At 63.9% G+C, this 24,220-nt stretch carries 21 protein-coding genes and 1 pseudogene; 10 read left to right on the top strand and 12 right to left on the bottom strand.

The features are described from left to right. Nucleotides 1-101: 101 nt before the first annotated feature. Complete coding sequence (locus E0L29_RS04315; RefSeq protein ID WP_131355221.1) at nt 102-1,535, top strand: FAD-dependent oxidoreductase; 1,434 nt, start codon at nt 102-104, stop codon at nt 1,533-1,535. A 145-nt stretch (nt 1,536-1,680) separates the two neighbouring features. Further along, on the top strand, nt 1,681-2,079 hold the full coding sequence (locus tag E0L29_RS04310; protein WP_131355218.1) for a hypothetical protein: 399 nt from the start codon (nt 1,681-1,683) through the stop codon (nt 2,077-2,079). A gap of 37 nt (nt 2,080-2,116) precedes the next feature. Here E0L29_RS04310 and E0L29_RS04305 read toward each other — a convergent pair whose 3' ends face one another. The 4 genes from E0L29_RS04305 to E0L29_RS04290 form a co-directional block, all read right to left on the bottom strand. Next, nucleotides 2,117-2,671, bottom strand: a complete 555-nt coding sequence (locus E0L29_RS04305; protein WP_131355215.1) for a molecular chaperone TorD family protein — start codon at nt 2,669-2,671, stop codon at nt 2,117-2,119. A gap of 87 nt (nt 2,672-2,758) precedes the next feature. After that, complete coding sequence (nrfD, locus tag E0L29_RS04300) at nt 2,759-3,673, bottom strand: NrfD/PsrC family molybdoenzyme membrane anchor subunit (protein ID WP_131355212.1); 915 nt, start codon at nt 3,671-3,673, stop codon at nt 2,759-2,761. 18 nt (nt 3,674-3,691) lie between these two features. Further along, nucleotides 3,692-4,291: a 4Fe-4S dicluster domain-containing protein gene (locus E0L29_RS04295; RefSeq protein ID WP_131355209.1), complete on the bottom strand. Its 600-nt coding sequence runs from the start codon at nt 4,289-4,291 to the stop codon at nt 3,692-3,694. Nucleotides 4,292-4,309: 18 nt separating this feature from the next. Continuing rightward, the gene (locus tag E0L29_RS04290) at nt 4,310-7,102 is read right to left on the bottom strand and encodes a molybdopterin-dependent oxidoreductase (protein ID WP_131355206.1); all 2,793 of its coding nucleotides are present in this window, start codon (nt 7,100-7,102) and stop codon (nt 4,310-4,312) included. 409 nt (nt 7,103-7,511) lie between these two features. Between E0L29_RS04290 and E0L29_RS04285 the strand changes: the two genes are divergently transcribed. The 3 genes from E0L29_RS04285 to E0L29_RS04275 are packed head-to-tail and all read left to right on the top strand — an operon-like array spanning nt 7,512 to nt 8,456. Further along, nucleotides 7,512-7,742 (top strand): hypothetical protein, encoded by a 231-nt coding sequence (locus E0L29_RS04285; RefSeq protein WP_131355203.1) that lies wholly within the window; start codon nt 7,512-7,514, stop codon nt 7,740-7,742. Next, nucleotides 7,732-8,121: a fluoride efflux transporter CrcB gene (gene crcB, locus E0L29_RS04280; RefSeq protein ID WP_131355200.1), complete on the top strand. Its 390-nt coding sequence runs from the start codon at nt 7,732-7,734 to the stop codon at nt 8,119-8,121. Before E0L29_RS04285 ends, crcB begins: the two co-directional genes overlap by 11 nt. Beyond that, entirely contained in the window at nt 8,118-8,456 is a 339-nt protein-coding gene (locus E0L29_RS04275) for a DUF190 domain-containing protein (RefSeq protein WP_131355197.1), read from the top strand. Before crcB ends, E0L29_RS04275 begins: the two co-directional genes overlap by 4 nt. Before the next feature lie 237 nt (nt 8,457-8,693). Here the strand turns inward: E0L29_RS04275 and E0L29_RS04270 are convergent, their stop codons facing one another. Together E0L29_RS04270 and E0L29_RS04265 are read right to left on the bottom strand one after the other, a co-directional pair. Continuing rightward, nucleotides 8,694-9,983 carry a type II toxin-antitoxin system HipA family toxin gene (locus E0L29_RS04270; protein ID WP_207387753.1) on the bottom strand — a complete coding sequence of 430 codons (1,290 nt, stop codon included), beginning with the start codon at nt 9,981-9,983 and terminating at the stop codon, nt 8,694-8,696. A gap of 37 nt (nt 9,984-10,020) precedes the next feature. Next, a complete protein-coding gene (locus E0L29_RS04265) occupies nt 10,021-10,263 on the bottom strand; it encodes a helix-turn-helix domain-containing protein (protein WP_131355192.1) in 243 nt (80 codons plus the stop codon). A gap of 198 nt (nt 10,264-10,461) precedes the next feature. Between E0L29_RS04265 and E0L29_RS04260 the strand changes: the two are divergent. Then, nucleotides 10,462-10,815 (top strand): annotated as a pseudogene (locus tag E0L29_RS04260) (ATP-binding protein); the annotation flags it as partial. Nucleotides 10,816-10,912: 97 nt separating this feature from the next. On the opposite strand, the gene hemL reads toward E0L29_RS04260, so the two are convergent. Both hemL and recO read right to left on the bottom strand, forming a co-directional pair. Continuing rightward, a complete protein-coding gene (gene hemL, locus E0L29_RS04255) occupies nt 10,913-12,214 on the bottom strand; it encodes a glutamate-1-semialdehyde 2,1-aminomutase (RefSeq protein ID WP_131355189.1) in 1,302 nt (433 codons plus the stop codon). A gap of 107 nt (nt 12,215-12,321) precedes the next feature. Then, entirely contained in the window at nt 12,322-13,107 is a 786-nt protein-coding gene (gene recO / locus E0L29_RS04250) for a DNA repair protein RecO (RefSeq protein WP_131355186.1), read from the bottom strand. Nucleotides 13,108-13,209: 102 nt separating this feature from the next. On the opposite strand from recO, the gene E0L29_RS04245 reads away from it, so the two are divergent. Then, a complete protein-coding gene (locus tag E0L29_RS04245) occupies nt 13,210-13,467 on the top strand; it encodes a zinc ribbon domain-containing protein (protein WP_131355183.1) in 258 nt (85 codons plus the stop codon). A 63-nt stretch (nt 13,468-13,530) separates the two neighbouring features. On the opposite strand, the gene E0L29_RS04240 is transcribed toward E0L29_RS04245, so the two are convergent. Next, nucleotides 13,531-14,577, bottom strand: coding sequence for an OstA-like protein (locus tag E0L29_RS04240; RefSeq protein WP_131355180.1), 1,047 nt, complete (start codon nt 14,575-14,577; stop codon nt 13,531-13,533). Nucleotides 14,578-14,653: 76 nt separating this feature from the next. Here E0L29_RS04240 and E0L29_RS04235 point away from each other — a divergent pair, with 76 nt between their 5' ends. Continuing rightward, nucleotides 14,654-15,712: a UDP-N-acetylglucosamine 2-epimerase gene (locus tag E0L29_RS04235; RefSeq protein WP_131355177.1), complete on the top strand. Its 1,059-nt coding sequence runs from the start codon at nt 14,654-14,656 to the stop codon at nt 15,710-15,712. On the opposite strand, the gene E0L29_RS04230 is transcribed toward E0L29_RS04235, so the two are convergent. From E0L29_RS04230 to prfB, 3 genes are all read right to left on the bottom strand, one after another. Continuing rightward, on the bottom strand, nt 15,678-16,571 hold the full coding sequence (locus tag E0L29_RS04230; protein WP_131355174.1) for a M23 family metallopeptidase: 894 nt from the start codon (nt 16,569-16,571) through the stop codon (nt 15,678-15,680). The two genes, E0L29_RS04235 and E0L29_RS04230, sit on opposite strands and share 35 nt — an antisense overlap. 31 nt (nt 16,572-16,602) lie before the next feature. Further along, on the bottom strand, nt 16,603-17,442 hold the full coding sequence (locus tag E0L29_RS04225) for a metallophosphoesterase (RefSeq protein ID WP_131355171.1): 840 nt from the start codon (nt 17,440-17,442) through the stop codon (nt 16,603-16,605). A gap of 1 nt (nt 17,443) precedes the next feature. Further along, a protein-coding gene (gene prfB / locus E0L29_RS04220; protein ID WP_131355168.1) for a peptide chain release factor 2 occupies nt 17,444-18,539 on the bottom strand; the annotation gives its coding sequence in 2 pieces (ribosomal slippage) (nt 17,444-18,469 and nt 18,471-18,539; 1,095 coding nt in all). A 297-nt stretch (nt 18,540-18,836) separates the two neighbouring features. On the opposite strand from prfB, the gene E0L29_RS04215 reads away from it, so the two are divergent. Together E0L29_RS04215 and treS are read left to right on the top strand one after the other, a co-directional pair. Then, the gene (locus E0L29_RS04215) at nt 18,837-20,855 is read left to right on the top strand and encodes an alpha-1,4-glucan--maltose-1-phosphate maltosyltransferase (protein WP_131355159.1); all 2,019 of its coding nucleotides are present in this window, start codon (nt 18,837-18,839) and stop codon (nt 20,853-20,855) included. Between the two features lie 49 nt (nt 20,856-20,904). Continuing rightward, entirely contained in the window at nt 20,905-24,207 is a 3,303-nt protein-coding gene (treS, locus tag E0L29_RS04210) for a maltose alpha-D-glucosyltransferase (protein ID WP_131355156.1), read from the top strand. Nucleotides 24,208-24,220 lie beyond the last annotated feature (13 nt).

The following is a 24,220-nucleotide window of genomic DNA, read 5'->3' as shown; positions in this document are numbered from 1 at the left end:
CGGGGAATTATGCCGTATGCCCATTTTTGTCGTACGTTAAGGAAAAGGGAGCCGGGACGTTTCCGGCGACCGCATCCTGGAACCGGAGGGAGGATCCGCCAATGGCAAAAGTCGTCATCATCGGCGCGGGTTTCGCGGGCCATACCGCGGCCATGTACCTCGGCCACGGCCTCGGCCGCGAGCACGAGATCAGTGTCGTCCACCGCTTCGACTATTTCGGGTTCGTCCCCTCCTGGGTCTGGCTCGGCATCGGCGCGGTGCGCCCTGAAAACACCGTGTTCAAGTTACAGCCGATTTATGACAAATTCAATGTGCGCTTCATCGTCGGCTCGGTGGTCTCGGTCCATCCCGACGGGAACCATGTGATGGTGGAGCGCGCGACGGGCGCAGCGGCGGAACGGCTCGACTACGACTACCTCATCATCGCTACCGGCGCCCACATGAACTACGGGGCCACCCCCGGCCTCGGACCCCGCCTCAACACCCAGTCCATCTGCCATTTCGATACGGCGATCCAGGCCCGCGACAGCTACCTCGAGCAGGTGGAGCGCATGAAGCGCGGCGAGCACCGCCGGCTCGTCATCGGCACCGGCCATCCGACGGCGGCCTGCCAGGGGGCGGCCTTCGAGTACATCACCAACATCCACCACGACCTCACCCAGCGGGGCCTGCGAGACCGGGCGGACCTCGTCTATCTTTCCAACGAGCCCGAGATCGGGGATTTCGGGGTGGGGGGCATCAACGTGGTGACGAAGGGCGGCCGCATCGCCCGTGGCGGGGATCTGATCGAGGACGCCATGGACGAGTTCGGCATCGGGAAGGCCGTCCGCAGGGGCGTGCACGAGGTCGACGAAAAGAGTATCTACTGGGAGGACTTCGAGGGCAACTACGGCGAGACGCCCTACGACTTCGCCATGCTCATCCCCCAGTCGAAGGGGGTCACCTTCCCCTTCTTCGACCGTGAGGGGCGGGACATTTCGGAAAAGGTTTGCAACCCTGCCGGGTTCGTCCTCGCCGACGGCATCTACGGCCTCGATTACGAGGAGCTCCGCCAGACTCCGCACGCCTGGCCGGCGCAGTACAACCACCCGCTCTACGGCAACATCTTCTCGGCCGGCATCGCCTTTGCGCCACCCGGCCCCATCTCCCGGCCGCATACGACGAAAAACGGCACGGCGATCACGGCCGGCGCTCCGCGCACCGGCATGATTTCGGGGGTGACCGGCAGGGTGGTCGCCTTCAACGTGATGGACATGATCCGCACTGGCCGCATGACGCACCGCGAACGGATGACCGAGATGCTCACCGTCTGCATCGCATCGAACGGCAAGTCGCTCTGGAACGGTTCGGCCATCGTCATGATCATCTATCCGGTCGTCCCTGACCACAAGCACTACGACAACAAGGAGGGGCGCGACATGTTCGTCACGAGGGTGGAGCGGGGGCTCGGCGGGGCCTGGCTGAAGCAGCTGGTCGAGACCACCTTCATGCACAAGTTCCGCGGCCGCACAGGCTGGCAGTTCATCCCGGAATAACCCTAACCGAACCGACCAATGAGGCCGACATCCTTCCAGAAGTTCCTGATGCGGTGCCGCATCTACCAGGCGTGGCGTTTCATCGTCCTGAACGTGAAGATCCTCAAGGCCGTCCATCACGAGAAGACCGCCTGAGGTGCAGCCCGTGCCGGAGAATCACCCCGCCAGGCTGCCGCTCCTCGTCGGAGCCGCCTATTTCCTGCTTGTCTCTCTGGCCCATGCGGCCGGGCTGAAGGTTCCCGGGCTTTTCGTCTACTTCAGCGTGCCGTCCCTTGCTTACCAGGACCGCATCATCTCGCTGCTCGCCTTCGGCTGGGCATCCTTCCTGCTGGCGACGGCCGTCCGCCCTTCCCCTTCCCACCTCTTGGCCACGCTCGTCTCCGGGCTCGCCGCCATCGGGATGCTGCTCCGGATCGACCTTACGACTCCGTTCGCATCGATCGACCGGTCGATCGAACCGCGATGGTTCCTCGCCGAAACCCTCATGCTTGCCCTCTACTGGTGCTGGCTGCTGCTGGCCGCTCTCCGGACGCTCAGGCGTTGATCGGGGGTGAAACGCCCGGGCGCAGCCGTCCCTTCGTTCAGGCGGGGCAGCGGACCGTTTGGAGCGCTTCGGCGAGCAGGCGGTAGGGTTCCATGTTCGCCTCTTTTGCCAGGTCTGCGGCAAGGCGCGGCATCCAGCGGCAGAGATGCTCCCGCATGAAAGCCTCCCTGGCGGCGCGGGCGTCTTTTTCGAGTTTTCCGCCCATCGACTCCGCAGATGCGAGGAAGGCGAGGAACTCGAATTCCGTCGAGATGTGGTCGAGCACTCCCGGTTCCACGCTCATATCCCATGCGCCGTAGGCCGCTCCGACGCCGAGGGAGGCGTCCCCGAGCATGCGTTTTTCGAGGTAGACCGATTCGTAGGGGACGCAGGGGGTGGAGGGATAGCCGTTGAGGAAGAGCCGGGTGTACTCGCCCTGAAGCGGTTCCCGCTCCTCCTTTTCGAACGCCTCCACCATCGTCCTGAAACTTTCCGGAGCCTCCTTCAGTTCGCCGAGGCATTGCTTGAGTTCGGGGAGGAACGCCTCGTTCGGATAGGCGAACGAGCGGCTGAGGAACCGGTAGCGGAGCGCCGCCTGGAGGGGATCGGTCATGGTTTCTGGCGTTTAGTGTGAAGGCCCGTCATGCTTCCTTGTTCGCATGACGGGCCTTCGCTGGTTCGGATGTTCGGGTGGCGCGCCTTACCAGGGGAACTGGAAGAGGCCGGCCTTGAGCACGTAGTAGCGGAGCAGGTAGCCGCCGACGAGCACCATGGTGCTGGCGAGCACCAGCAGGTGCCCGGATTTCCTGTCGTGTTTGGCGAAGAAGATGCCGTAGGTCTCGATGGCGAGCGGCACGATGAGTCCGAAGATGAAGAAGCCGACGATGAAGAGCGGGCTGTGGAAGAGCACTTCGGCGGATTCGCGGGCGCCGGTCGGCAGGAAGAGCGCGAAGTTGAAGTAGGCGCCGAGGATGATGAGCTCCGTGACGATGAGCATCGCGTCGAGCTCCTCGAGCTTGGCGATGATCTTCCAGGACTCCTCGTTCTTCGAGAAGGTCGAGAGCAGCAGCAGGAAGGCCGCACCGGTCGAGAACCCGGAGATCACGAAGAGCAGCGGCAGGGCCGGCGTGTTCCAGAAGCTGATGGCCGGAGCGGCCGAGATGAGCAGGCCCGTGTAGATCGCCACGAGGAAGCCCGCCGCCGATCCGGTCAGCGCTGCCAGCTTGTTGAAGCGCTCGAGGAGGTTGAGGATGCCGGCCGGGATCTTCTGTATGTAGGGGTTGAGCTTCGGCCAGACCTCGAGCAGCGGGATGACGTAGGCGATGGCCGAGACGAAGTAGAAGTTGATGAAGATGACGCCCCAGAAGATCCACGAGTGCGGATTGGTGAGGGCGTAGATCGCCTTCAGCGGCTGGAGCATGTCGGCGAGCAGGAAAACGGTTCCGAGAACGAGGAACCCGATCGAGGACATGACCGCTATCGAGAGCATCTTGCGGTCGCATCCCTCGAAGAGGTGGATGAGGGCGCTGATGGCAAACGTGGCGCCGCCGAGTCCGCCCAAGAAAAGGTATGTGGCGATCTGCCAGTGCCACACCTCCTGATGAACAAAAGTCATAATGGTCCTCCTCCTAGGCTATGATGGGATGTAAAATACTTTCGGGGACGTGCCGAGCGACTGGCTCAGCGCCTGGGCCCGGCCGCTCGTGGCCAGCTTGTGCACCTCGCTGTTCGGGTCGTCGAGGTCTCCGAAGATCCTGCTGTGGGTCGGGCAGGTGCTCGAGCAGGCCGGCTCCATGCCTTCTTCGAGGCGGTGGTCGCAGAACGTGCATTTGTCGACATGCGGCTGCTCGTGGGCGGTGAACTTCCCGTAAAGCTCCTCCTCCTTGTGGACGTCCTCACGGTCGTACGCATAGCGTGCGTCGTAGGGACAGGCGATGCAGCAGGCGTAGCAGCCGATGCAGCGGTCGTAGTTCACCTTGACGATGCCGTCCTCGGTCATGAACGTGGCGCCTGTCGGGCAGGCCGACAGGCAGGGGGTGTTTTCGCAGTGCATGCAGAGCCGCGGCAGGAGTACCCGCCGCACGTCGGGGAAGGTGCCCTGCGTCTTGTCTTCGACATGCGTGCGGAACTTGCCGTTCCAGAACGGCGTCTTGTTCTCCGCCGTGCATGCGGCCATGCAGGCCTGGCAGCCGACGCAGGTCCGCATGTCCATTACCATTCCATATCGCGCCATAGGTGCTTACTCCTCGATTTAGCTGTTGACGGCGGTGACGCTTACCGTAAATTCCTGTGACATGAACGATGCCGCGATCGGCTCAAGGCTGTAGGGCATGAGCTCGTTGAGGGCCGTTCCCTTTCCTGCCGCGACCGAGAGCATCCTGTTGCGGCTTCCGTATGAGGAAGGCAGGAAGACCGTGTCGGGCCGGATCATTTCGGTGACGAAGAGCGTCGCCGTCACCTTCGGTCCGTAACGGAGGTTGGTGACCTCCACCTCCTGGCCGTCGCTGAGCCCCAGCGCCTTCGCTTTCAGGGGGTTCATCCAGAGGCCGGTGAAGGCGCCCTTCTTGGGTTCCGTCACGGCGGCAAGCACCGCGTTGTTGCTGTTCGTCGAGGCGTGCGATACCACCGGCACCTTGCCGTAGGTGAAATAGAACTCGTCCTGGCTGAGGACGGGGTCGGGGTTCTTGTCGCCGACGACCCGCGGCACGTAGCCGAGCACGGGATCGAAGATCGGCTTGCGGCCCGCCTTCTCTCCGAAGGAGGAGAGGATCGGGCTGAAGAGCTCGAGCCGGCCGGTGGAGGTCGGTACGGGGATCTTGCCGGGCATGTTCATCTTCTCGACGACCTCCTTGTCGTCCATCAGCATGAGCAGTCCCTTGTCCATGATGGTCTTCTCGACCTCGGCGGCGCTGATGTGCTTGCCTGTCACGTGCCCTGCGAAGTGCCCCATGGCCACGTATGCGGTTTTCAGGAACGCCTCGTTCAGCGGCTTCTTGGCCTTCTTTGCGGCGGCGATCTCACGCTTCAGGAGGGCGGGGTCGAGGCCCGCGTATTCGGCGATGCCCTGGATGTAGGAGTCGAGCTTGCCCATCCCTTCTGCGATGGCGCAGAGGATGTCGGTGGTGTCGCGCGTGTCGTAGAGCGGGTCGACGGCCCTGATGCGGGTTGCGAAGCCGAGTCCCGTGTTTGGCCCGAGCGGGTAGAGCAGCGGCTCGTTGCGCTCGAGGTAGGTGTGGTTCGGCAGGATGACGTCGGCGTAGAGCGTCGAGTCCGAAGGCAGCACGTCGATGGCCACGACGAGGTCGAGGTTCTCGTGCGAGAGCATCTCCTCCCACCGCTTCGCGGGGAAGTAGTGGCGGACCGGGTTGGCGGCGTTCAGGATGATCGCCTTGAGGTTGTAGGGGCGGCCGTGGTACTTCAGTTCGCCCTTCACCGCCTCGAGCATGCCGGTGTCGGCCATGGCCGGCAGGAATGCGGACTGCTTGCCGGCTTTCGCCTGCTCCTCGGCCCAGGCGAACGAGAATGCCGGCATGCCGTGCTCCCATGCCTTCGGGTTGGCGAAGATGTCGAGCAGGCCATAGGCGAAGCCCATGCCGGGGCGCTGGACCGGAAGGAGATCCTTGTCGCTCTTGCCGTGCTGCATGTTGTGCCAGGCTGCTTCGGCCTTGTGGTGCAGCTCGCCGTTCATCATCCAGCCGCCGGGACGGTCGATGCCGCCGACGAGTGTCTGGATGATCGCCTGCAGGCGGCGCTGGCCGATGAGGTGGTGGTAGCGTGCGCCCATCCAGCCGGGATCGACCATGGCGGGACGTGCCTGGCCGAACTCAATGGCGATCCGCTTGATGGTGGATGCCGGGATGTCGGTGATCTTCGAAGCCCATTCCGGGGTGTACTGTTCCGACTCGGCGATGAAGCGGTCGAAGACCGTCGTGACCGCACGGCCGTTCCAGGTGAGCCCTTCGGGTGCCGTGAGGCCCGGCTGGATGCGGGCTCCGGACTTGGCGCGCTCGTTGGTGTTGGTGTATGCCGGGACGGCGCGGACCTCCTGGCTGACCTGGTCGAAGACGTAGTAGGCGGAGGGGTTGCCGTCCTCGCCCCTGTCCGCGGCGAGCTGCACGGCGCCCTTCTCGTCGATGTAGGAGAGGAAGGGGGCGTTGGTGTGCCTGGTGACGAAGGGGGCGTCATAGAGTTTTTCGCGCAGGAGCGTGTGCAGCAGCGCGAGGAAGAACGCGTGGTCGGTGCCGGGCTTGACCGGGATCCACTCGTCGGCCTTCGCGGCCAGTTCACCCATGCGCGGGTCGAGGCAGACCACTTTGGCGCCGTTCTTCTTGGCCTGGCCGAAGCGGACGGCGCGCGCCGTAGAGATGGCCGCCACGGAGGCGTTGTTGAGGCTGAAGAGGATGTAGCGGGCGTTCTCGAAGTCGGCGAGGATCTCGTCGTGGACGTTGAAGTTGCCGGTGACGAGGTCGGTGCCGAGATGGCCCGCCGTCACGCAGTGCTGCAGCGGCGAGGCGACGATGTTGGGGATCTGGAGGCTCTGGCAGAACGGGAGGCTGAAGTGCATGTAGGAGACGCAGGCCGTCCATCCGCCGACCAGGCTGATCTCCCAGGGGTTGACCTTCTTGAGCTTTGCGATGATGTGGGCGTATGCCTCCTCCCAGGTGGCGGCGCGGAAGTTCCACTCTCCGCGTTTGCTGCCTTCCACCCTGATGAGCGGCTGCTTCAGCCGGTCGGGGTCGTAGGTCTGGTAGAGGCCGGCCTGGCCGCGCGCGCAGATCCTTCCGCGGTTGAGGGGGCTCTCCGCGTTGCCTTCGATCTTGACGGCGCGCTTCACGCCGTCGATCTCCTTGGTCGCGACCTTGATGTCGCAGAACGAGGAACAGAAGTTGCAGATGCTCGGCACCCAGATGACGGTGCCAGAGACGGTGCCGTCCTCGCCGCTCGCTCCGGCCTGCCCGAGGCTCCAGACGGGGCGCAGGAGGGACATGCCTCCCAGGACGCCGGCAACTTTCAGGAACTGGCGGCGTGAAATATTTTTATGCATAGACTCTCCCCTCCAGGCAGATGAAAATTTGCTGTAATTCCCTTGAGGGAAATGATATAACAGGTGGATGTCGGACATGGTCCCTGCCGACGGTCGGTACGGCAGTAAAGCATATAATATACGGCGGGCGGGATAATGTTACAATTCTTAATTATTGTATGATTAAATGAAGATTTAGTATGAGGTTGCCGTCCCGCAGCCCGGGGTTCGATTATATCTTTTGATATGAGTCGGGATATAACGATTGTTAATAATCCGGACCGCCGTGATTGATGTTCCGTGTTTGCCTGGGATATGTTTCAGCCGGTGGCGGAGGGGTCGAGGCCGCCCCGTTTTTTTTCATAATCAGCCTAAATGCGTACATTTTATTCAGCCGTCCGCACCACTCTCCACTAACCGCCACCTGTGCATGAAGCCGCACTATTATTTCATAGCCGCCACTCTTTCGATCCTGCTCTCGATCCATGTCTTCATCTTCGGGACGGGGGCCAACCATGAGCTGGTGGCCATCTTCATCGGCCTCTGGGCCCCGACCATCGTCGCTGTCGGCATTTTCAACACGCTGCTCTCCATCCACGACGAGATGTGCTCGGCGCACCGCAGGATAGAGGACCGGCAGAAGGGCGGCGATGAGCGTTAGGCCCCTGACGGCGATCCTGCTCGCCGGAGCGGGAGGATTCCTCGGCACGGCGGCCCGCTACCTCGTGGCCATGGCTTTCGCTCCCGCCGCGCCCGGCTTTCCCTTTGCGACCTTTACGGTCAATATCGCCGGAAGCTTCCTTATCGGCCTCCTCAGCGAACTTGCCGTTTCGACGACGATCGTCTCGCCCGAGGTCCGGCTTTTCCTCGTGACCGGCTTCTGCGGAGGCTTCACCACCTTCTCCTCCTATATGTTCGAAAACGCCGCCCTCCTGAAGGACGGCGAACTTCTCTATGCAGGGCTCTACCTCGCCGGCAGCATCGTCGGCGGGTTCCTGGCCCTCTACACCGGCATCCTTGCCGCCAAACCCTGGTCATGATGGAATTCAGAGACGCTGAAATGCTCAGGATCTTCGCCGGCGAACAGGTCCGGCTCGGCCACCGGCCGCTCTATGAAGAGATCGTCCGCGAAGCCCGCCTGCAGGGACTGGCGGGGGCCACGGTGACGAAGGGGCTGCTCTCCTACGGCCATGACATGGAGATCCGCACCTCGAAGATCATGGAGCTGGCCACGAACCTCCCCATGGTGGTCGAGATCTGCGACACCCCGGAAAAGATCGACATCTTCCTCCCCGTCCTCGAGCAGATGGTCCACGACTCGGGCGGGCGCGTCATGGTGACCCGCGAGAGGGTCCGTACCGCCCTTATCGGCTGAGGGGGGGCGGCGGGCCAAATCAGAATGGAGCGACTCGATCTCCGATGCCTGATGACGGTTTATACCGAGATGAGCGAAGTTGTCTTCAGGAGTTAACTTCGCTCACGTTGTTTGGAGTCCCCCCTCCGGACACCGGCAACACGACTTCGCCGTTTAGTGCGAAACACGACAGAGCACAGTAAAAAGAGCCCTGCAGCAGGGCTCTTTGTCGTTATGGGGTGTTTCCTGCAGACCGGTTCAGACGATTCTCCGGGCGCACTCCCCGACCCCGCTGAAGATCGTCTCGGCGACCTCGGCGGGGAATCCCGGCGGCAGCGCCCGCGAAACCTGCTCGAGAGCCTTGTCTGCGCGGCAAGAGAGATCGTCGACGATCGATTCGGCGGTCTCTTGGCGGAGTCCGGAGGCCGTTGCGGTGGTGATGAGGTGGCGGCGGGTTATGTGCTCCCAGCGGTAGACCCGGTTTTTCCCCCGCATCGCCATGGCCATGGTGATTTTCCTTTGTGAGAGCCGGTCGGGGCCGCCGCCTATGACCGGATAGGCAGAGAGCACGTCGTAGAGGGGGGTGAGGCGGAATGTCCCTTTGGGGCCCAGGAAGATGCTGAAGTTCTTTGCGTGCCCGTCGATGGCCGCGAGGAGGACGAAGGCGACCTGCGTCCGGAAGAACAGCTCCCGGTCCTCCCTGGCCCGCTCGGAGCTGAGGAGCAGCTCCATGACAATCTCGACGCCGGGGCCGCCGTCGTGTTCGTATTTCTGCCACGGGGGCGTTCCGGTCGCCTGGCAGAGGTCTTCCTGGGGGAGCCGCACGATCCAGCTCCCGTCCTGCGAGGGTTTCCTGTCGAAACGCTCGACAACGAGCGCCTTCATCCCGTCGAAGCATTCGATTGCGGCTCCGGCGACAGGCAGGCCCAGGCCCTCGAGGATCTTCAGTGAGAGCCACTCGTTCTCTATCGACGTCGTCATGTCGATGCTGTAGGCGCCGATGTGGCCGAGCGGCAGCTTGAGGATATGGGTCGACGGGGTGGTGCCGTGGGGTACCATCCATCGGCCGTCATGGCGGAGCAGCGCTGTTTTTTCCTGCGCACCGGCCAGTGATATCCTGAACTCGTCGCCCACCGGCTCCATCCGGCCGAACGACGCTGCCTCTGTCGCGCCTCTGAGGATGGCGGCGACGGCGGCATCGTCGACCGGGGTGGCGCTGATGGTATGGACGTCGGGGCCGGCTTCGTCCGGCGGGATGAGCTGGATGGCCCCGACGCAGTCGCGCCCGGTTTCGCGGAGGAGGGAGAACGGGTCGATGCCCCGGGCGGCGAAGCGGTTCTGGATGCGCCGGCGGATCGTGTCGTTGTTCGGGAGCAGGTTGTCGAAGAAGGCGTATACCTCCTCACCGCTGTAGGGTTCCCCGCGCAGCGGCATGGAGAGCGAGAGGGGTCTGGAGTTCGGCGAGATGAGCCATGAGGAGCCGTATGCGAACTCGTGCATGCCGTTTTGCCGCAGGGTCCACTCTCCGACATGCTCGCCGTTCATCATGACCCTGAGCCGCCTTGTTTTCGAGGGCCTCCCCATCCTACCACTCTCCCGGATGCGCCGGTCCGCGGTTTTTTTTCTTGAGCGAGAGCTCGAGATCCAGGGCGGAGAGCAGTTTGAAGAGGTTGCCGATCGAGCATCGCTCGGGGTGGTTTTCGAAGGCCGATACCATCTTCTGGCTCAGGCCGACCCGCCCTGCGGCCTTCTCCTGCGACAGGGACTCTTCCTTGCGGTGTCCCTGCAGCAGCAGGCCGAGCTGTTTCGGGGTGCGGGCTGTATTCATATGCATGCTTTTGTTCCGTTATCCGTTGGAGGGGATAAGGTGTGTTTATCCTTTTTATGGGATAAGGTGAATATATCCCTTTTGCGGGATAAGTTCAAGGCATCTCCCATCACCTTCTTTCGGTGTTCATGGGGGAGGTCTTGAATCTGGTCAATCTTTGCAATAGTATCTCTCGGAGATGACTTTGATAATATCCGGGACATTGCGGATGCAGGCCCGATCACTCTCTCCAATGCGGAGCAGGCTCGCGATGTCGCCATTGCGGCGCTGGACGAAAGCTTTTTTTTGGTGCGATTCGACAGGGTGACGCCGCTCGAACGCCGGTATCTCATGGCGATGGCCGAGCCGGGCCCCGGGCCGCACCGCTCCGGAGATATCGCTGGGATTCTGGGTCGGGACGTCTCGTCGCTTGCCCCGACGCGCGCAGGGGTTATCGGAAAGGGGATGGTCTGGAGCCCGTCGCACGGCGATGCCGCATTCACTGTTCCGCTCTTCGACGAGTTCATGAAGCGGATCATGCCCGGGAATGAGTGGCGCGGCCAGACGGCATAGATCATTGCGGATCGGCAGTGTGTTGTACGGACGTACAATTAAAAAGGAGGCCTTTTCGGGGCCTCCTTTTTTTTGTGTGCCGTATGCGGTGGCGGGCTTACTTCTTCATCGCGGCCTGGAGGGCGACGTAGTTGGCCTTGACCGTCTTGTCGAGATCGGCGTCGGTGTGCACGGCGCTCGTGAACATCGCCTCGAACTGCGAGGGGGCGAGGTAGATGCCCTGCTCGAGCATGGAGCTGAAGTAGCGGCCGAACATCTCGGTGTCGCAGGTGATGGCGTCGTCGTAGCTCTCGACCTTCGGCCTGTCGGTGAAGAAGAGGCAGGCCATCGAGCCGACGCGGTTCTGCACGAAGTTCAGGCCGAGCTTCTCCATGTTGGCCTTGAAGCCGGCTTCGAGGAACGCGGCCTTGCGCTCGAGTTCCGGATAGGGGTTCTCCTCCATGAGGATCTTCAGGGTCTCGATGCCGGCAGTCAGTGCGAGCGGGTTGCCTGAGAGGGTGCCGGCCTGGTAGACGCCGCCGAGAGGGGCCACGTTCTCCATCAGGCTGCGCTTGCCGCCGAATGCGCCGACCGGGAGGCCGCCGCCGATGATCTTGCCCATGGTGGTCAGATCCGGGGTGATGCCGTAGAGCTCCTGCGCACCGCCGAGGGCCACGCGGAAGCCGCACATCACCTCGTCGAAGATGAGGACGATGCCCTCACGGTCGCAGAGGTCGCGCAGCGCCTGGAGGAACTCCTTCCTGGCGGGGATGACGCCGGTGTTGCCGGCGACGGGCTCGATGATGATTGCGGCGACGTTGTCCTTGTTCTCTTTGACGAGCGCTTCGACGGAGGCGATGTCGTTGTATTTCGCATTGAGCGTGTCGAGGGCGGTACCCTTGGTGACGCCGGGGCTGTCGGGGGCGCCGAGCGTCAGCGCGCCCGATCCGGCCTTGATGAGGAAGCTGTCGCCGTGGCCGTGGTAGCAGCCTTCGAACTTGATGATCTTGTCACGTCCGGTGCATCCGCGTGCGAGGCGGACGGCCGACATGGTGGCCTCGGTGCCGCTGTTGACCATGCGGACCATCTCGATGGAGGGGACGATCCTGGTGAGGAGCTCGGCGATCTCGATCTCAAGCTCGATCGGGGTGCCGAAGCTGGTGCCGATCTTGGTGAGGGTGAACTCGAGGGCTGCGGTGATGCGGGGATGCATGCTGCCGAGGATGAAGGGACCCCATGAACCGACATAGTCGAGGTAGGTGTTGCCGTCCACATCGGTCATGTAAGCGCCCTGGCCCTTCGCCATGAAGATGGGGTTGCCTCCAACGGACTTGAAGGCCCGGACCGGCGAGTTGACGCCTCCGGGGATAAACTTCTTTGCTTTCTCAAAGAGTTCGGCTGATCTGGTGAGTGTCGGCATGTCGGTCGATGCTTTGTTTGTGTTTGGACGAGACGATGTGGAAAATTGAAAAATGTAGGGTCAAGATAGGAATACTCCAGCAGATATAAAACCCCAATTCCCGCCGCTCATTCCGAGAGGAGCCGCGAGATCACGGCAAGGCTCCGATCCGGGCCGGCATCTTCGAGGTGGTGGCGGCAGTACGCGTGGAGGATGGTTCCGCAGAGCCCGGCATGCTCCGTTTCCGTCTCTTTGCCTCCGGCGGCGGCCTCGGCGGCCGTGGCGGTGCGCTCGAGCCGGCAGAGCAGCCGGGCGGCGCCGACGGGGACCGCCGTGATGTTCCTTCCGTCGGGGTGGGCGCTTCCCCTGAGCGCGAGCCCTCCGGGGTTCATGACGAAGAGGAGCTCGTTGTCCCCGGCCGCCTCACTGAGGCCCCTTCCGCTCAGGACGCAGCGCGAGAGCTCGGGGGCGAACCCCTCGAGGGAGATGAAGCGGAGCAGGAACCAGGCGTGGAGGCGGCGGTAGGCGGCACCTTCCCGGTTGAGTTCGAGGAGGGTCGACTCCACCAGGGCGAAGAGGCGGGGGTTGCCCCCGTCGTGGCCGGTGCTCCGGCGCACCAGGTCGATCAGGGCGTAGAGCACGCCGAAGCGCTCGATGTCCGCTCCCGCCGACATCGGGCAGGAGACGAGGCTGGCGTCGCTGACCAGCTGCACCTCGCGCTCGGGCCTCTGGTAGAGGATCGTGTCGAGGACATTGCCGGCGGTGAAGATGCCCGCCAGGCGGCTTTTGGGGTTGCGCGCCCCCTTCAGGATGGCCGAAAGCCGGCCGAACTCCCGGGTGTAGAGGGTGACGATTTTCGACTGGTCGCGGTACTTGACCTCCCGCAGCACGACCGCCCGGGTCTTGACGATCAACGGAGCCTCTTTTTTATTTTTTGAATTATCCCTATATACATTGACAGGCCCTTCCCGGGGGAGGGAGCCGTTCCATATGCAACCATAACGCTTTCCGGACCTATGCCTACCTACCAATACCGCTGCACCGAGTGCGGCCACGAACTCGAAGCGCTCCAGAAGATGAGCGACGACGCCCTGAAGACCTGCCCGAAATGCGGCAAGGACGCGCTCGAGCGCGTCATCAGCGCCGAGGGCGGATTCATGCTCAAGGGATCGGGTTTCTACGGCACCGACTATGCCAAGAAGTCCTCCTCGTGCGGGGACTCCTCTTCCTCGGGATCGTCCTGTTCGACCGGCACCTGCCCGTTCGCCAAGTAAGGCGCCTCAGCCTCCTTCAGATTCCGCTGCCGGAGAACGGCGGCCTCGCCGGAAGCCTTCCTCCTATGGAAGGCTTTCCGCGTTCCGGGACCGGCCGGGTTCCATCTTCTCGATGGATGCCGCAGTCGTATCCTTTGCGGCGGCTTTCCGGCCGAACGGCTTCTCCTCCTCACGCCACTCGAACTTCGGAAGGTTGAAGGATCCGCGCAGTTCCGGCGGGTATTCGGTCCCTTCTGCGTTCCCCGTGACGTTCATCTTCTTCAGGACGCCGTCGCGGAATATCATCCTGATCCTGTCGCCGCTCGAGTAGTTGATGCCGCTCAGTTTTTCGCCGCCGTCCTTCCGCTCTTTTGCCTTGTCCTTCCCGTCGTCCTGCCCGCCCTCGTCGTAGATGTGCACGAGGCTTTCGGCCTCCTTCGTCACCGTGACCCCGCTGACCTTCGAGTCCTCCCCGATGAGCACCACGATGTGGCGTCCGCTGAGCTGGTCGTATCCGGGGGGCTCGGCCGTCAGGGTGTCCCTGGAGGCGTAGAAGGCGTGGCCGTGCACCTGCATCTCGTCGAGTTTCTGCTTGCCGCCCTCCTTTCCCCCGTCCTCCGGCTTGAAGTGGAGGCGGAGGACGTCGCCGCTGACCTGTTCGTTGTGCCGCCAGCCGATGGCGCTGTCGTAGAACCAGAGCCGGTTCTCCCGGTTGTTGAAGACCGCCTTGCGCGAGCGGACCATCATGGAGTTGTCGAGCATCCGTCCGCGGACGTTGCCGTAGAGTTCGATCTGGTCGGTCAAGGGGTGGTAGACGCCGTCGTCGCCGAAGACCTCCTTGGAGCCGTCGGCGATGCGCACATGGCCGTTCATGACGATGCGGTCCTGGCCTTCGTAGTCGGTGGTCCGATCGCAGGTCATCCTCAGGTTGTCCTTCACGAACTCGACGTTGCCGATGGCCGCCCGGTAGCTGCCGCTGGCATCTTCGCCGCCCTCTATCGTGTCGGCGTGGCGGAGAATGATTTTCTTTTTCTCCGCATGAGCCGTATTATGGTGCAGGCCCGCAACGGGCCCGTCCGTCAGCAGCATGAGGCCCAGGGTGAGCGTGAGCAGTCTTGCCGTTCTTTTCATGGAGCTGTTGGTTGGGTGCCGTCGTCAAAAAATGCGGTGCCTGTCGTTTTCCTAATGTACTAAAGGTTTTTACGCTGTGAAACACATACTCCTCGCCGCCGGCGGCCCTCAGGGCATGCTTCTCCTCGGTCCCCTCTACGCAGCCCTGAAGGAGAGCGGCTCGTTCACGCTTTCGGCAGCGGTATCCGAGCCCCCGCAGCCTGGGTTTAGTGAGAGCTTCGGGCTCTCCGGCCCCGACTTCCGCGTGTTCGACTGCGGCTCGCCCGCCGTGTTGAGTCGCTCGATTTCCGCAATGGACGAGGCGCTTGCCGTCTTCAGGCCCGATCTTGTCATCGTCTGCGGTTCGGACGTGCCGGCGCTTGCGGCGGCCCTCGCCGCGGGCGAAATCGGCCTGCCGGTCGTTTCGGCGGAGGCCGGGCTTCGCAGCTACGATCGCCTGGAGGCGGACGAGATGCACCGCATGCTCATCGACACCGTCGCCCTGCTGCACGTCGTCAGCGAGCACAGCGGGGAGTACAACCTCATCAACGAGGGGGTGGCCGAAGAGGATGTGCTTTTTGCCGGCAACCTCCGGATCGATGCCCTCCGGGCGTTCATGGAGCGGGGCGGGGCGGTCTCTCCGGCCGCCGCGTTCGGACTCACGCCGAAACAGTACGCCCTCGTCCTTCCCGAAGCCGGCGGGGACGAGCTCTCCGACGAGGCCTTTTTCCGGGTGCTCTCCTCGCTCGGGGATGCGTCCGACGCCCTGGTCCTCCTTCCCGCCGGAAGCGCCCTCCGCGCTCGCCTGGAGGGGATGGGGCGGGTGCGCCTCGCCGACCTTCCGGCCTACGGCGAGCTGCTCGCGCTCCTGCGCGACGCTTCCATGCTGCTCCAGGCCGGCGCAACCTTCGAGGCCGAGGCGACGGTGATGAACGTGCCGTGCCTGACCATGCAGGAGCGCACCGCGCGGCCCTCGACGCTCGAGATCGGCACCAACGTGCTCGTGGGACTGGATGCGGAGGAGACGGCCTCGAGGATGCTCGAGATCCTGCAGTCGAAGCGTGAGGAGTCGCGCCGCTCGAAGATCCCCGAGAAATGGGACGGCGCGGCCGCCTCGAGGATCAGCGCCTGGCTCGAAGAAAAGAGGGGTGCCTGACGAGGAAGAGCCGGGGGTCGACGCTGACGCCGTAGAGGTAGACGCCCCAGTGCAGGTGCGGGCCGGTCGAGATGCCGGTGTGGCCCACCGTGCCGATCAGGCTCCCCTTCTCCACCATCGACCCCTCCTCCACGCTGATGGAGTGGAGGTGGAGGTAGGCTGAAACCACCCCCTGGCCGTGGTCGACGACGACCGTGTTGCCGTTCACCCTGAACCCCTCCTCGACGGTGCCGGCCAGGATCACCCTTCCCCCGGCCGTCGAATGCACCGGCGTTCCCTGCGGGGCTGCGATGTCGATCCCCTTGTGGTAGCTCGTGGCTGGTCCCCCGTTGTAGGAGCGCTTCCGGCCGAAGATGCTGCTTGTTTCGCCCTCGCACGGCCGCAGGAACCCCGAGCCGAAATAGCGCTCCTCCGAGAGGGTGCGGAGGGCGGCCCGCACGCGCGACTTTTCCACGGCGGTCGCATGCAGCGACGACTTCGAGGGGGAGAGCGTGATATGCTGCACGCCGAGTCCGTTCGGCCGGATGCGGACCTCCGTCTCCTTTCGCTGCGTTCCGTCCATGACGGCAAGGGGGTAGCGGCCGGGTTCGGTCATGTTCTCCACCGGAACGAGCGCCTGCCACGAGCCGTCTTCCTGGTGGAACATCTTCCACTCCCGCGCCATGAACTGTACGACGGGCTGTACGAGGGGCTCGTCCCCGGCGCGTTCGGCGCGGACCGTGAGGAACCCTCCCTGCAGGCAGCCGTCCCGGTCGAGCTCCAGCGTGAGGCCCGTGCCGGCGAGGGCCGGTCCGGTCGTCGCCATGACGAAGAGAAAGAGACTCAGAAGGGTGCGGAGGTGGCGGATGTGGTTGCGCATGGGTGTCGTGTTCTCGGGTTCGCTGATTGCGTTATTCCAGCCCGGTCTCGTACAGCAGTGCGCCGTCGGCGCCGTAAATGGCGAGCTTCCCCCGGCTGATCTCTCCCGTGAAGCAGCCCCCGTCGGGCCTGCTCTCGCGGGTGCTGAATGCGGGCAGGGTGAGGTAGCCGATGCCCGCCTCTTCGGCCGTTCCGCCCGGGTGGAAGTGCCCTCCGATGCAGGCCTTCACGGCCGGTGAGCCGGCGAGGACCGCCCGGATCTGCCGATGGTTCCAGAGGATGCCGTGGCGTTCGTCGGTGGTGCCGGGGTGGAGCGGGAGGTGCGAGAGCATCAGGACGGGCGTTCCCCGTTCTTCGGCGAGCCGGAGCTCTTCCTGGAGCCAGGCCTGCTGGCCTGACCCCACGGCGCCGCACCACGGTTTGCACTCCTCCTCTCGGCAGAGGGAGAGCAGCGTTTTCCTGTCCTCCCCGCTTTCCGGGGAGCGGAGCAGGGAGGCCTCCATGGTGTCGAGTGCGATGAAACGGACGCCTCCTTGCGTAAATGCGTAGTAGGATCGGCTGAGCCCGTAGGCCATCAGGAGCTTTTCGCATGGGATGCCCTCCAGGCAGTGGTTGCCGATGAGGTGGCGGATCCTGCCCCCGAACGCGCCGAGCGCCCGGAGTGACCGGCGGAGCTCTTCGGGGGCGCGGCCTTCGCTGCCGCTGATGAGGTCGCCGAGCTGCAGGAGGAATGCGGCTCCGGCAGCGTTGAAGGTCTCCGCGCACCGCCGGAGGTCCGCTTCGTCCTTCCGCGCACGACCGGGGTCCTCCGTCCGGAAGTGGACGTCGGCGAGGAGGGCGAACCGCAGGGCCTTTTCGCGCTCCCCCTCCATCCTAGTCCCCGAACTCGGAGAGGTACTTCTCCATGAAGTCGTCGATGTCGCCGTCGAGGACCGTCTCCACGTCGAAGCGTTCGTAGTTGGTGCGGTGGTCCTTGATGCGGCGGTCGTCGAGCACGTAGCTGCGGATCTGGCTGCCCCACTCGATCTTCTTCTTCTTGCCCTCGATCTCGCGTTTCCTGGCATCCTCCTCATCGCGCTGGCGCTGGTAGAGCTGGGCCATCAGCATCTTCATGGCGCGCTCGCGGTTCTGGAGCTGCGAGCGCTCCTCCTGGCAGCCGACGACGATGCCGGTTGGGAGGTGCTTGATGCGTACGGCCGTCTCGACCTTGTTGACGTTCTGGCCGCCCTTGCCGCCGCTGCGGAAGGTGGAGAGCTCCAGGTCCTCCTTGCGGACCTCGATCTCGACGTCCGGCGGCGCCTCGGGATAGGTGAAGACGCTGGCGAAGGAGGTGTGGCGGCGGGCATTCGAGTCGTAGGGCGATACCCTGACGAGCCGGTGCACGCCGTTCTCGGCCTTCAGGTAGCCGTAGGCGTAGGGGCCCGTGATTTCGAGCGTGGCGGTCTTGATGCCGGCGCCCTCTCCCTCCTGGTAGTCGTCGGTGAAGACCTTGAACCCCTTGCGCTCGGCCCAGCGCATGTACATGCGGTAGAGCATTTCGGCCCAGTCCTGGGCCTCGGTGCCGCCGGCTCCGGCATGGATGACGATCATGGCGTTGCCGGCGTCGTCCTTGCCGGAGAGCATTTTCTTGAACTCCATGGCGCCGAGCCCCTCCTCCATCGAGTCGAGCGTCGCCGTCAGCTCTTCGCCGTAGGCCTCCTCGGCGAGCTCCTCGGCGATCTGGATCTCCTCCTGGCAGCCGGCGGCGCGTTCCTGGAGGCGCTGCCACTGGCCGACCCACTCCCTGTTCTCGCTGAGTTCCCTGAGCACGGCGTTGGCCGATTTCTGGTCGTTCCAGAACTCCGGGTTCGCCGATACCTTCTCGAGGTCCTCTATTCTCTCTTTGCGTCGATCGACGTCAAAGATACCCCCGTAACTGTCCCAGGCGTCTCTGGACGTCCTGCAGTCGTTCCTTTTGCGGTTCAAACATGTCGCTTGCCGTTCGTTATGGGGGTTTTTCGGCCCCCGGATGCCGTGTGGATTTCAAAACTCCCCTAAAAGAAGGATTTTTTTGCCGGAATGCAAAGCGCCCGCTCCCCCGGAGGTCGGGAAATAAGCGGAGTTCGAAGGCAAAAAAGTATGGGAGTTTTCCTATTTTCCGACCTAGAGCGTTTCCTGTTTTCATTCGGCAGCACCGGTCGCCTCCCTGGCCCGAAAGGCGGGCCTTTTCCTCCGCGACCGGCTGCCTCGGGAGAGCATCCGGCCCACAACAAGATCCTGGTTCACGATGAAAGATACCTTCCTCCGCCACGTACCACTCTGCTCACCGCAGGCGTTCGACGGACGCCGTCGGGTCGTTATCGAGCATGTTTCACCCGAAGACGCCGGCGGCTGCCATCCCGCCAAGGCGGTCGAGGGAGGGCGGGTGCCTGTCGAGGCGGACATCTTCGTCGACGGCGCCGACATGCTCCGGGCGGAGCTCTGCTTCCGGCCTGCCGGAACGGAGAGTTGGGAGCGCTCGGCGATGGAGCTCGTCGAAAACGACCGGTGGCGGGGTTCGTTCACGGTCGGAGCGCCGGGTCCCTATGAATATACCATCGAGGCCTGGGTCGACCACTTCAGCACCTGGCGCAGGGGGCTCCAGAAAAAAATCGAGGCGCAGCAGGATGTCGCGCTCGACCTCGAGATCGGCGCGCTGCTGGTCGATGCGGCGGCCGGCCGTGCCCCGGCGGCCGACGCGAAGAAACTGAAGGCCGCAGCCTCGGCCATGCGCTCGAAAGGGCGCCCGAAGGGCAAGGGGATCGACGCGGCGCTCGACGAAGGGCTCGTGCTCCAGATGGAGCGCAACCCCGACCGCTCCATGGTCTCCTCGTACGACCGCATCCTTCCGCTCACCGTCGAGCAGGTGCGGGCCGGCTTCAGCTCCTGGTACGAGTTCTTCCCCCGCTCGTGGGGTTCGGTGCCGGGCAAGCACGGTACCTTCCGCGACTGCATGGAACGCCTGCCCTTCATCGCCGGCATGGGCTTCGACGTCGTCTACCTGCCCCCCATCCATCCGATCGGCACCACCAAGCGCAAGGGAAAGAACAACTCGCTCGTTGCGGCGGCGGGCGATCCCGGCAGCTGCTGGGCCATCGGCAGCCCCGAGGGGGGCCACAAGTCCATCCACCCGGAGCTCGGCACGATGGAGGATTTCACGGCCTTCGTCGGGGCGGCCGAAGCCGAGGGCATCTCGGTGGCGCTCGACATCGCCTTCCAGTGCTCGCCCGACCATCCCTGGGTCGGGGAGCACCCCGACTGGTTCCGCTGGCGTCCCGACGGCACGGTGCAGTTCGCCGAGAACCCCCCGAAGAAATACGAGGACATCCTGCCGATCGACTTCGAGACCGCCGACTGGCAGAACCTCTGGATCGAGCTTCGCAGCGTCTTCCTGTTCTGGATTGAAAAGGGCGTGAAGATCTTCCGCGTCGACAACCCCCACACGAAGGCGTTCGGGTTCTGGGAGTGGGCCATCGCCTCGATCAGGGCGGAGCACCCCGACGCCCTGTTCCTCGCCGAAGCCTTCACCCGCCCGAAGCTCATGGCCCGCCTCGCCAAGGCCGGCTTCAGCCAGTCCTACAGCTATTTCACCTGGCGCAACACCAAGCAGGAACTCCAGGAGTACGTGACCCAGCTCGCCACGCCGCCGCTCAGCCAGTTCATGCGGGCGAACTTCTGGCCGAACACTCCCGACATCCTCCACGAGGAGCTGCAGACGGGAGGCCGCCCGAAGTTCATCATCCGCATGGTCCTCGCCGCGACCCTCTCCTCCAACTACGGTATGTACGGCCCCGCCTACGAGCTCTGCGAGCACCTTCCGCCGGCTCCCGGCAAGGAGGAGTACCTCCACTCGGAGAAGTACGAGATCAGGGAGTGGGACCTCGACCGGCCGGGCAACATCCGCGCCGAGATCACCCGCATGAACCGCATCCGCCGCGAGAACGCAGCCCTGCAGCAGACGCCCGGCATCTCGTTCGTTACAATCGAAGACTCGCCCGGCCACGAGAACGAGTGGCTCATGGGCTACGTCAAGCGCTCCCATGACGACCGCAGCATCATCCTCACGGTCGTGAACCTCGACCACCAGCGCCGCCGCAGCGGCTGGATGCGCTTCCCCCTCGAAGAGTTCGGGCTTTCGCACGAGCACCCCTTCAGGGTCGAGGACCTCTTCAGCGGGATGCAGTACGAGTGGCAGGGGGAGTGGAACTACGTGGAGCTCGATCCGGCCATGATGCCGGCGCACGTGTTCCGGGTGAGCCTCGGCTGAAAATTTTTGTCGACCTGAAATTCTATCACTTTACCCGCATAACCCCGCCATGTATCAACCTGAACCGCTCTGGTACAAAGACGCCATCATCTACGAGGCTCATGTCAAGACGTTCTACGACAGCAACAACGACGGCATCGGGGACTTCCAGGGCCTGCGCCGGAAGCTCTCCCACCTGGAGAGCCTCGGCGTCACGGCCATCTGGCTGCTCCCGTTCTACCCGTCCCCTCTCCGCGACGACGGCTACGACATCGCGGACTACATGACGGTCAACCCCGACTACGGCACCCTCGAGGACTTCCGCGAGTTCCTCGAGGAGGCCCACAGCCGGGGCCTCAAGGTCATCACCGAGCTCGTCGTCAACCACACCTCCGACCAGCACGCATGGTTCCAGCGTGCGCGCAAGGCCCCGGCCGGCTCGCCGGAGCGGGAGTTCTACGTCTGGAGCGACGACCCGAACCGCTACAGCGAAACCCGCATCATCTTCCAGGACTTCGAGGCCTCCAACTGGACCTGGGACCCGGTCGCCGGGCAGTACTACTGGCACCGCTTCTTCCACCACCAGCCGGACCTGAACTTCGAGAACCCGGCGGTCCAGCAGGCGCTCTTCGACGTGCTCGACTTCTGGCTCGGCATGGGCGTCGACGGCCTGCGCCTCGACGCCGTGCCCTACCTCTACGAGGCCGAGGGCACCAACTGCGAGAACCTGCCGGAGACCTTCGAGTTCCTGCGCAAGCTCCGCCGCCATGTCGACGAGCACTTCCCGAACCGCATGCTCCTGGCCGAAGCGAACCAGTGGCCGGAGGATTCGGCGGCCTACCTCGGCAAGGGGGACATGTGCCACATGAACTTCCACTTCCCCCTCATGCCGCGCATGTACATGGCCCTTGCCACCGAGGACCGTTTTCCCATTCTCGACATCCTCGACCAGACGCCCGAAATCCCCGAGAACTGCCAGTGGGCCTCGTTCCTGCGCAACCATGACGAGCTGACGCTCGAGATGGTCACCGACGAGGAGCGCGACTACATGCGCCGCGTCTACGCCAACGACCCCCGGGCCCGCATCAACCTCGGCATCCGCCGCCGCCTGGCCCCGCTCATGAACAACGACCGGCGGCGCATCGAGCTCATGAACATCATGCTGCTCTCCCTGCCAGGCACCCCGGTGCTCTACTACGGCGACGAGATCGGCATGGGCGACAACTACTACCTCGGCGACCGCGACGGCGTGCGCACCCCGATGCAGTGGAACTCGGACCGCAACGCCGGGTTCTCCCGCGCCAACCCCCAGCAGCTGCTCCTTCCGGTCATCATCGACCCCGAGTACCACTACGAGGCGGTCAACGTCGAGGTGCAGGAGAGCAACGTCAACTCGCTGCTCTGGTGGACCCGCCACGCCATCGCCACCGCGCGGCGCTACCGCTCTCTCAGCCGCGGCTCGATCGAGTTCCTGCAGGTCAGCAACCCGAAAGTGCTCATCTTCATCCGGCGGTTCGAGGACGAGATCATGCTCTCGGTCATCAACCTCTCGCGCAACGCGCAGGCCGTCACCGTCGACCTCTCCATGTTCGAGGGCTACACCCCCGAAGAGGTGTTCAGCATGAACCAGTTCCCGAAGATCCGCCAGACGCCCTACATGCTGGCGCTCGGCTCCTACGGCTATTTCTGGCTGAAGCTCGTGCCCGACAGCGGGGACGTCTCCTGCCGTCCGGGCCTGGATGCGCCGTTCGCCGAAGTCCTCAGCTGGCCGTCGCTCTTTACCGGCAAGAGCCGCGAGAAGCTTGAGACGGCGGTGCTTCCCTGCTATTACCGGGCCATGCGCTGGTTCGGCGGCAAGGCGCGCAACGTCATGCGCATCTCCATCGTCGACAGCATTCCCGTAGCCGGGATGGAGCGGGCCAAGCTCCTCGTGACCGAAGTGCGCTACTCGAGCGGCGAGAACGAGCTCTACCAGCTGCCGGTCAGCTTCGTTCCCCTTGCGGATGTCTCGCCTGCCGACGACAACTTCTACCGTCGGGTCATCGCCCGGGCCACGGTCGGCGAAGAGGACGGATACCTCTGCGACGCCACCTACGAGAACCTCTTCCTCACCCGCCTCTTCAGCATCCTGGTCGGCAGCGAACGCTGGCAGGGCAAGGCGGGCATCGTGTCCGGCATCAAGGGTACGGCGCTTGCCGCATACCGTGATGTCGTGTCGGACGGCGAGCCGGAGCCGTTCCTCATGGGCGTGGAGCAGACCAACACCTCCATCCGCTTCCACGACTCGCTCTGCCTGAAGCTCTACCGCCGCATCGAGAAGGGAGTGTCGCCGGAAATCGAGATGTGCGGCGCTCTCACCGAGAAGACCGGTTTCGTGAGCCTGCCGAAGTATCTCGGCTCGCTCGACTACGACCAGGGCCGCAAGGCCGGCTACTCGATCGGCATCCTGCAGAACTTCGTCGAGAACGAAGGAGACGCCTGGCAGCTCTCGCTCGGCCAGGTGCAGCGCTACTTCACGGACGTGCAGGCCAAGGTCGGCGCCGGAACGGAGCTGCCCCTGATGCGGCCCCTCAGCGGCAGCCCCGTCGAGATGGAGGAGCTCATGCGGGAACTCATCGGCGGCGCCTATCTCGGCATGATCGAGAAACTGGCCGAGCGGACCGCCGAGATGCACCTCTCGCTCGCCTCGCTCGACGCTGAGCCGACCTTCGCCCCCGAGCCCTTCACCACCCTCTACCAGCGCTCGATCTACCAGGCGATGTGCGAGCAGGTCAAGCGCGCCATGATCCTCATCGGGGAGCTGATGCCTTCGATGGAGGCGGAGCCGCGCGAGCTCTGCTCGCTGCTCGTGCGCAACCAGAAGACGATTCTCGCTCAGTTCGAGCCGATCCGCAAGGAGAAGATCGATACCCTGAAGATCCGCATCCACGGAGACTACCATCTCGGCCAGGTGCTCTTCACCGGCAAGGATTTCGTCATCATCGATTTCGAGGGCGAGCCGGCCCGTCCGATTTCCGAGCGCAAGATCAAGCGTTCGGTCTTCCGGGACATCTCCGGCATGCTCCGTTCGTTCGACTACGCGGCCTTCAACGTGCTGCAGCTCAACGAGTCGGTGGTGCGCGCCGAAGACCGGCACCAGATGGAACCCTGGGCCGACCGCTGGAGCAACGCCGTCGGCCAGCACTTCCTCGACGCCTACTTCCGCGCGACCGAGGGCAGCGCCATCGTGCCGAAGAAACCCAGCCAGCGGGAGCACCTGATGAACGCCTATCTCATGAACAAGGCGGTCTACGAGCTCAACTACGAGCTCAACAACCGCCCCGATTGGGTCTCCATACCCATCCGCGGCATCCTCAGGATGCTCGACATGTAACGCACCGGAGGGG

The sequence above is a fragment of the Chlorobium sp. N1 genome (assembly GCF_004332115.1).
Classification (GTDB): Bacteria; Bacteroidota; Chlorobiia; order Chlorobiales; family Chlorobiaceae; genus Chlorobium.
This window is presented reverse-complemented; position numbering and strand designations above follow the sequence as displayed.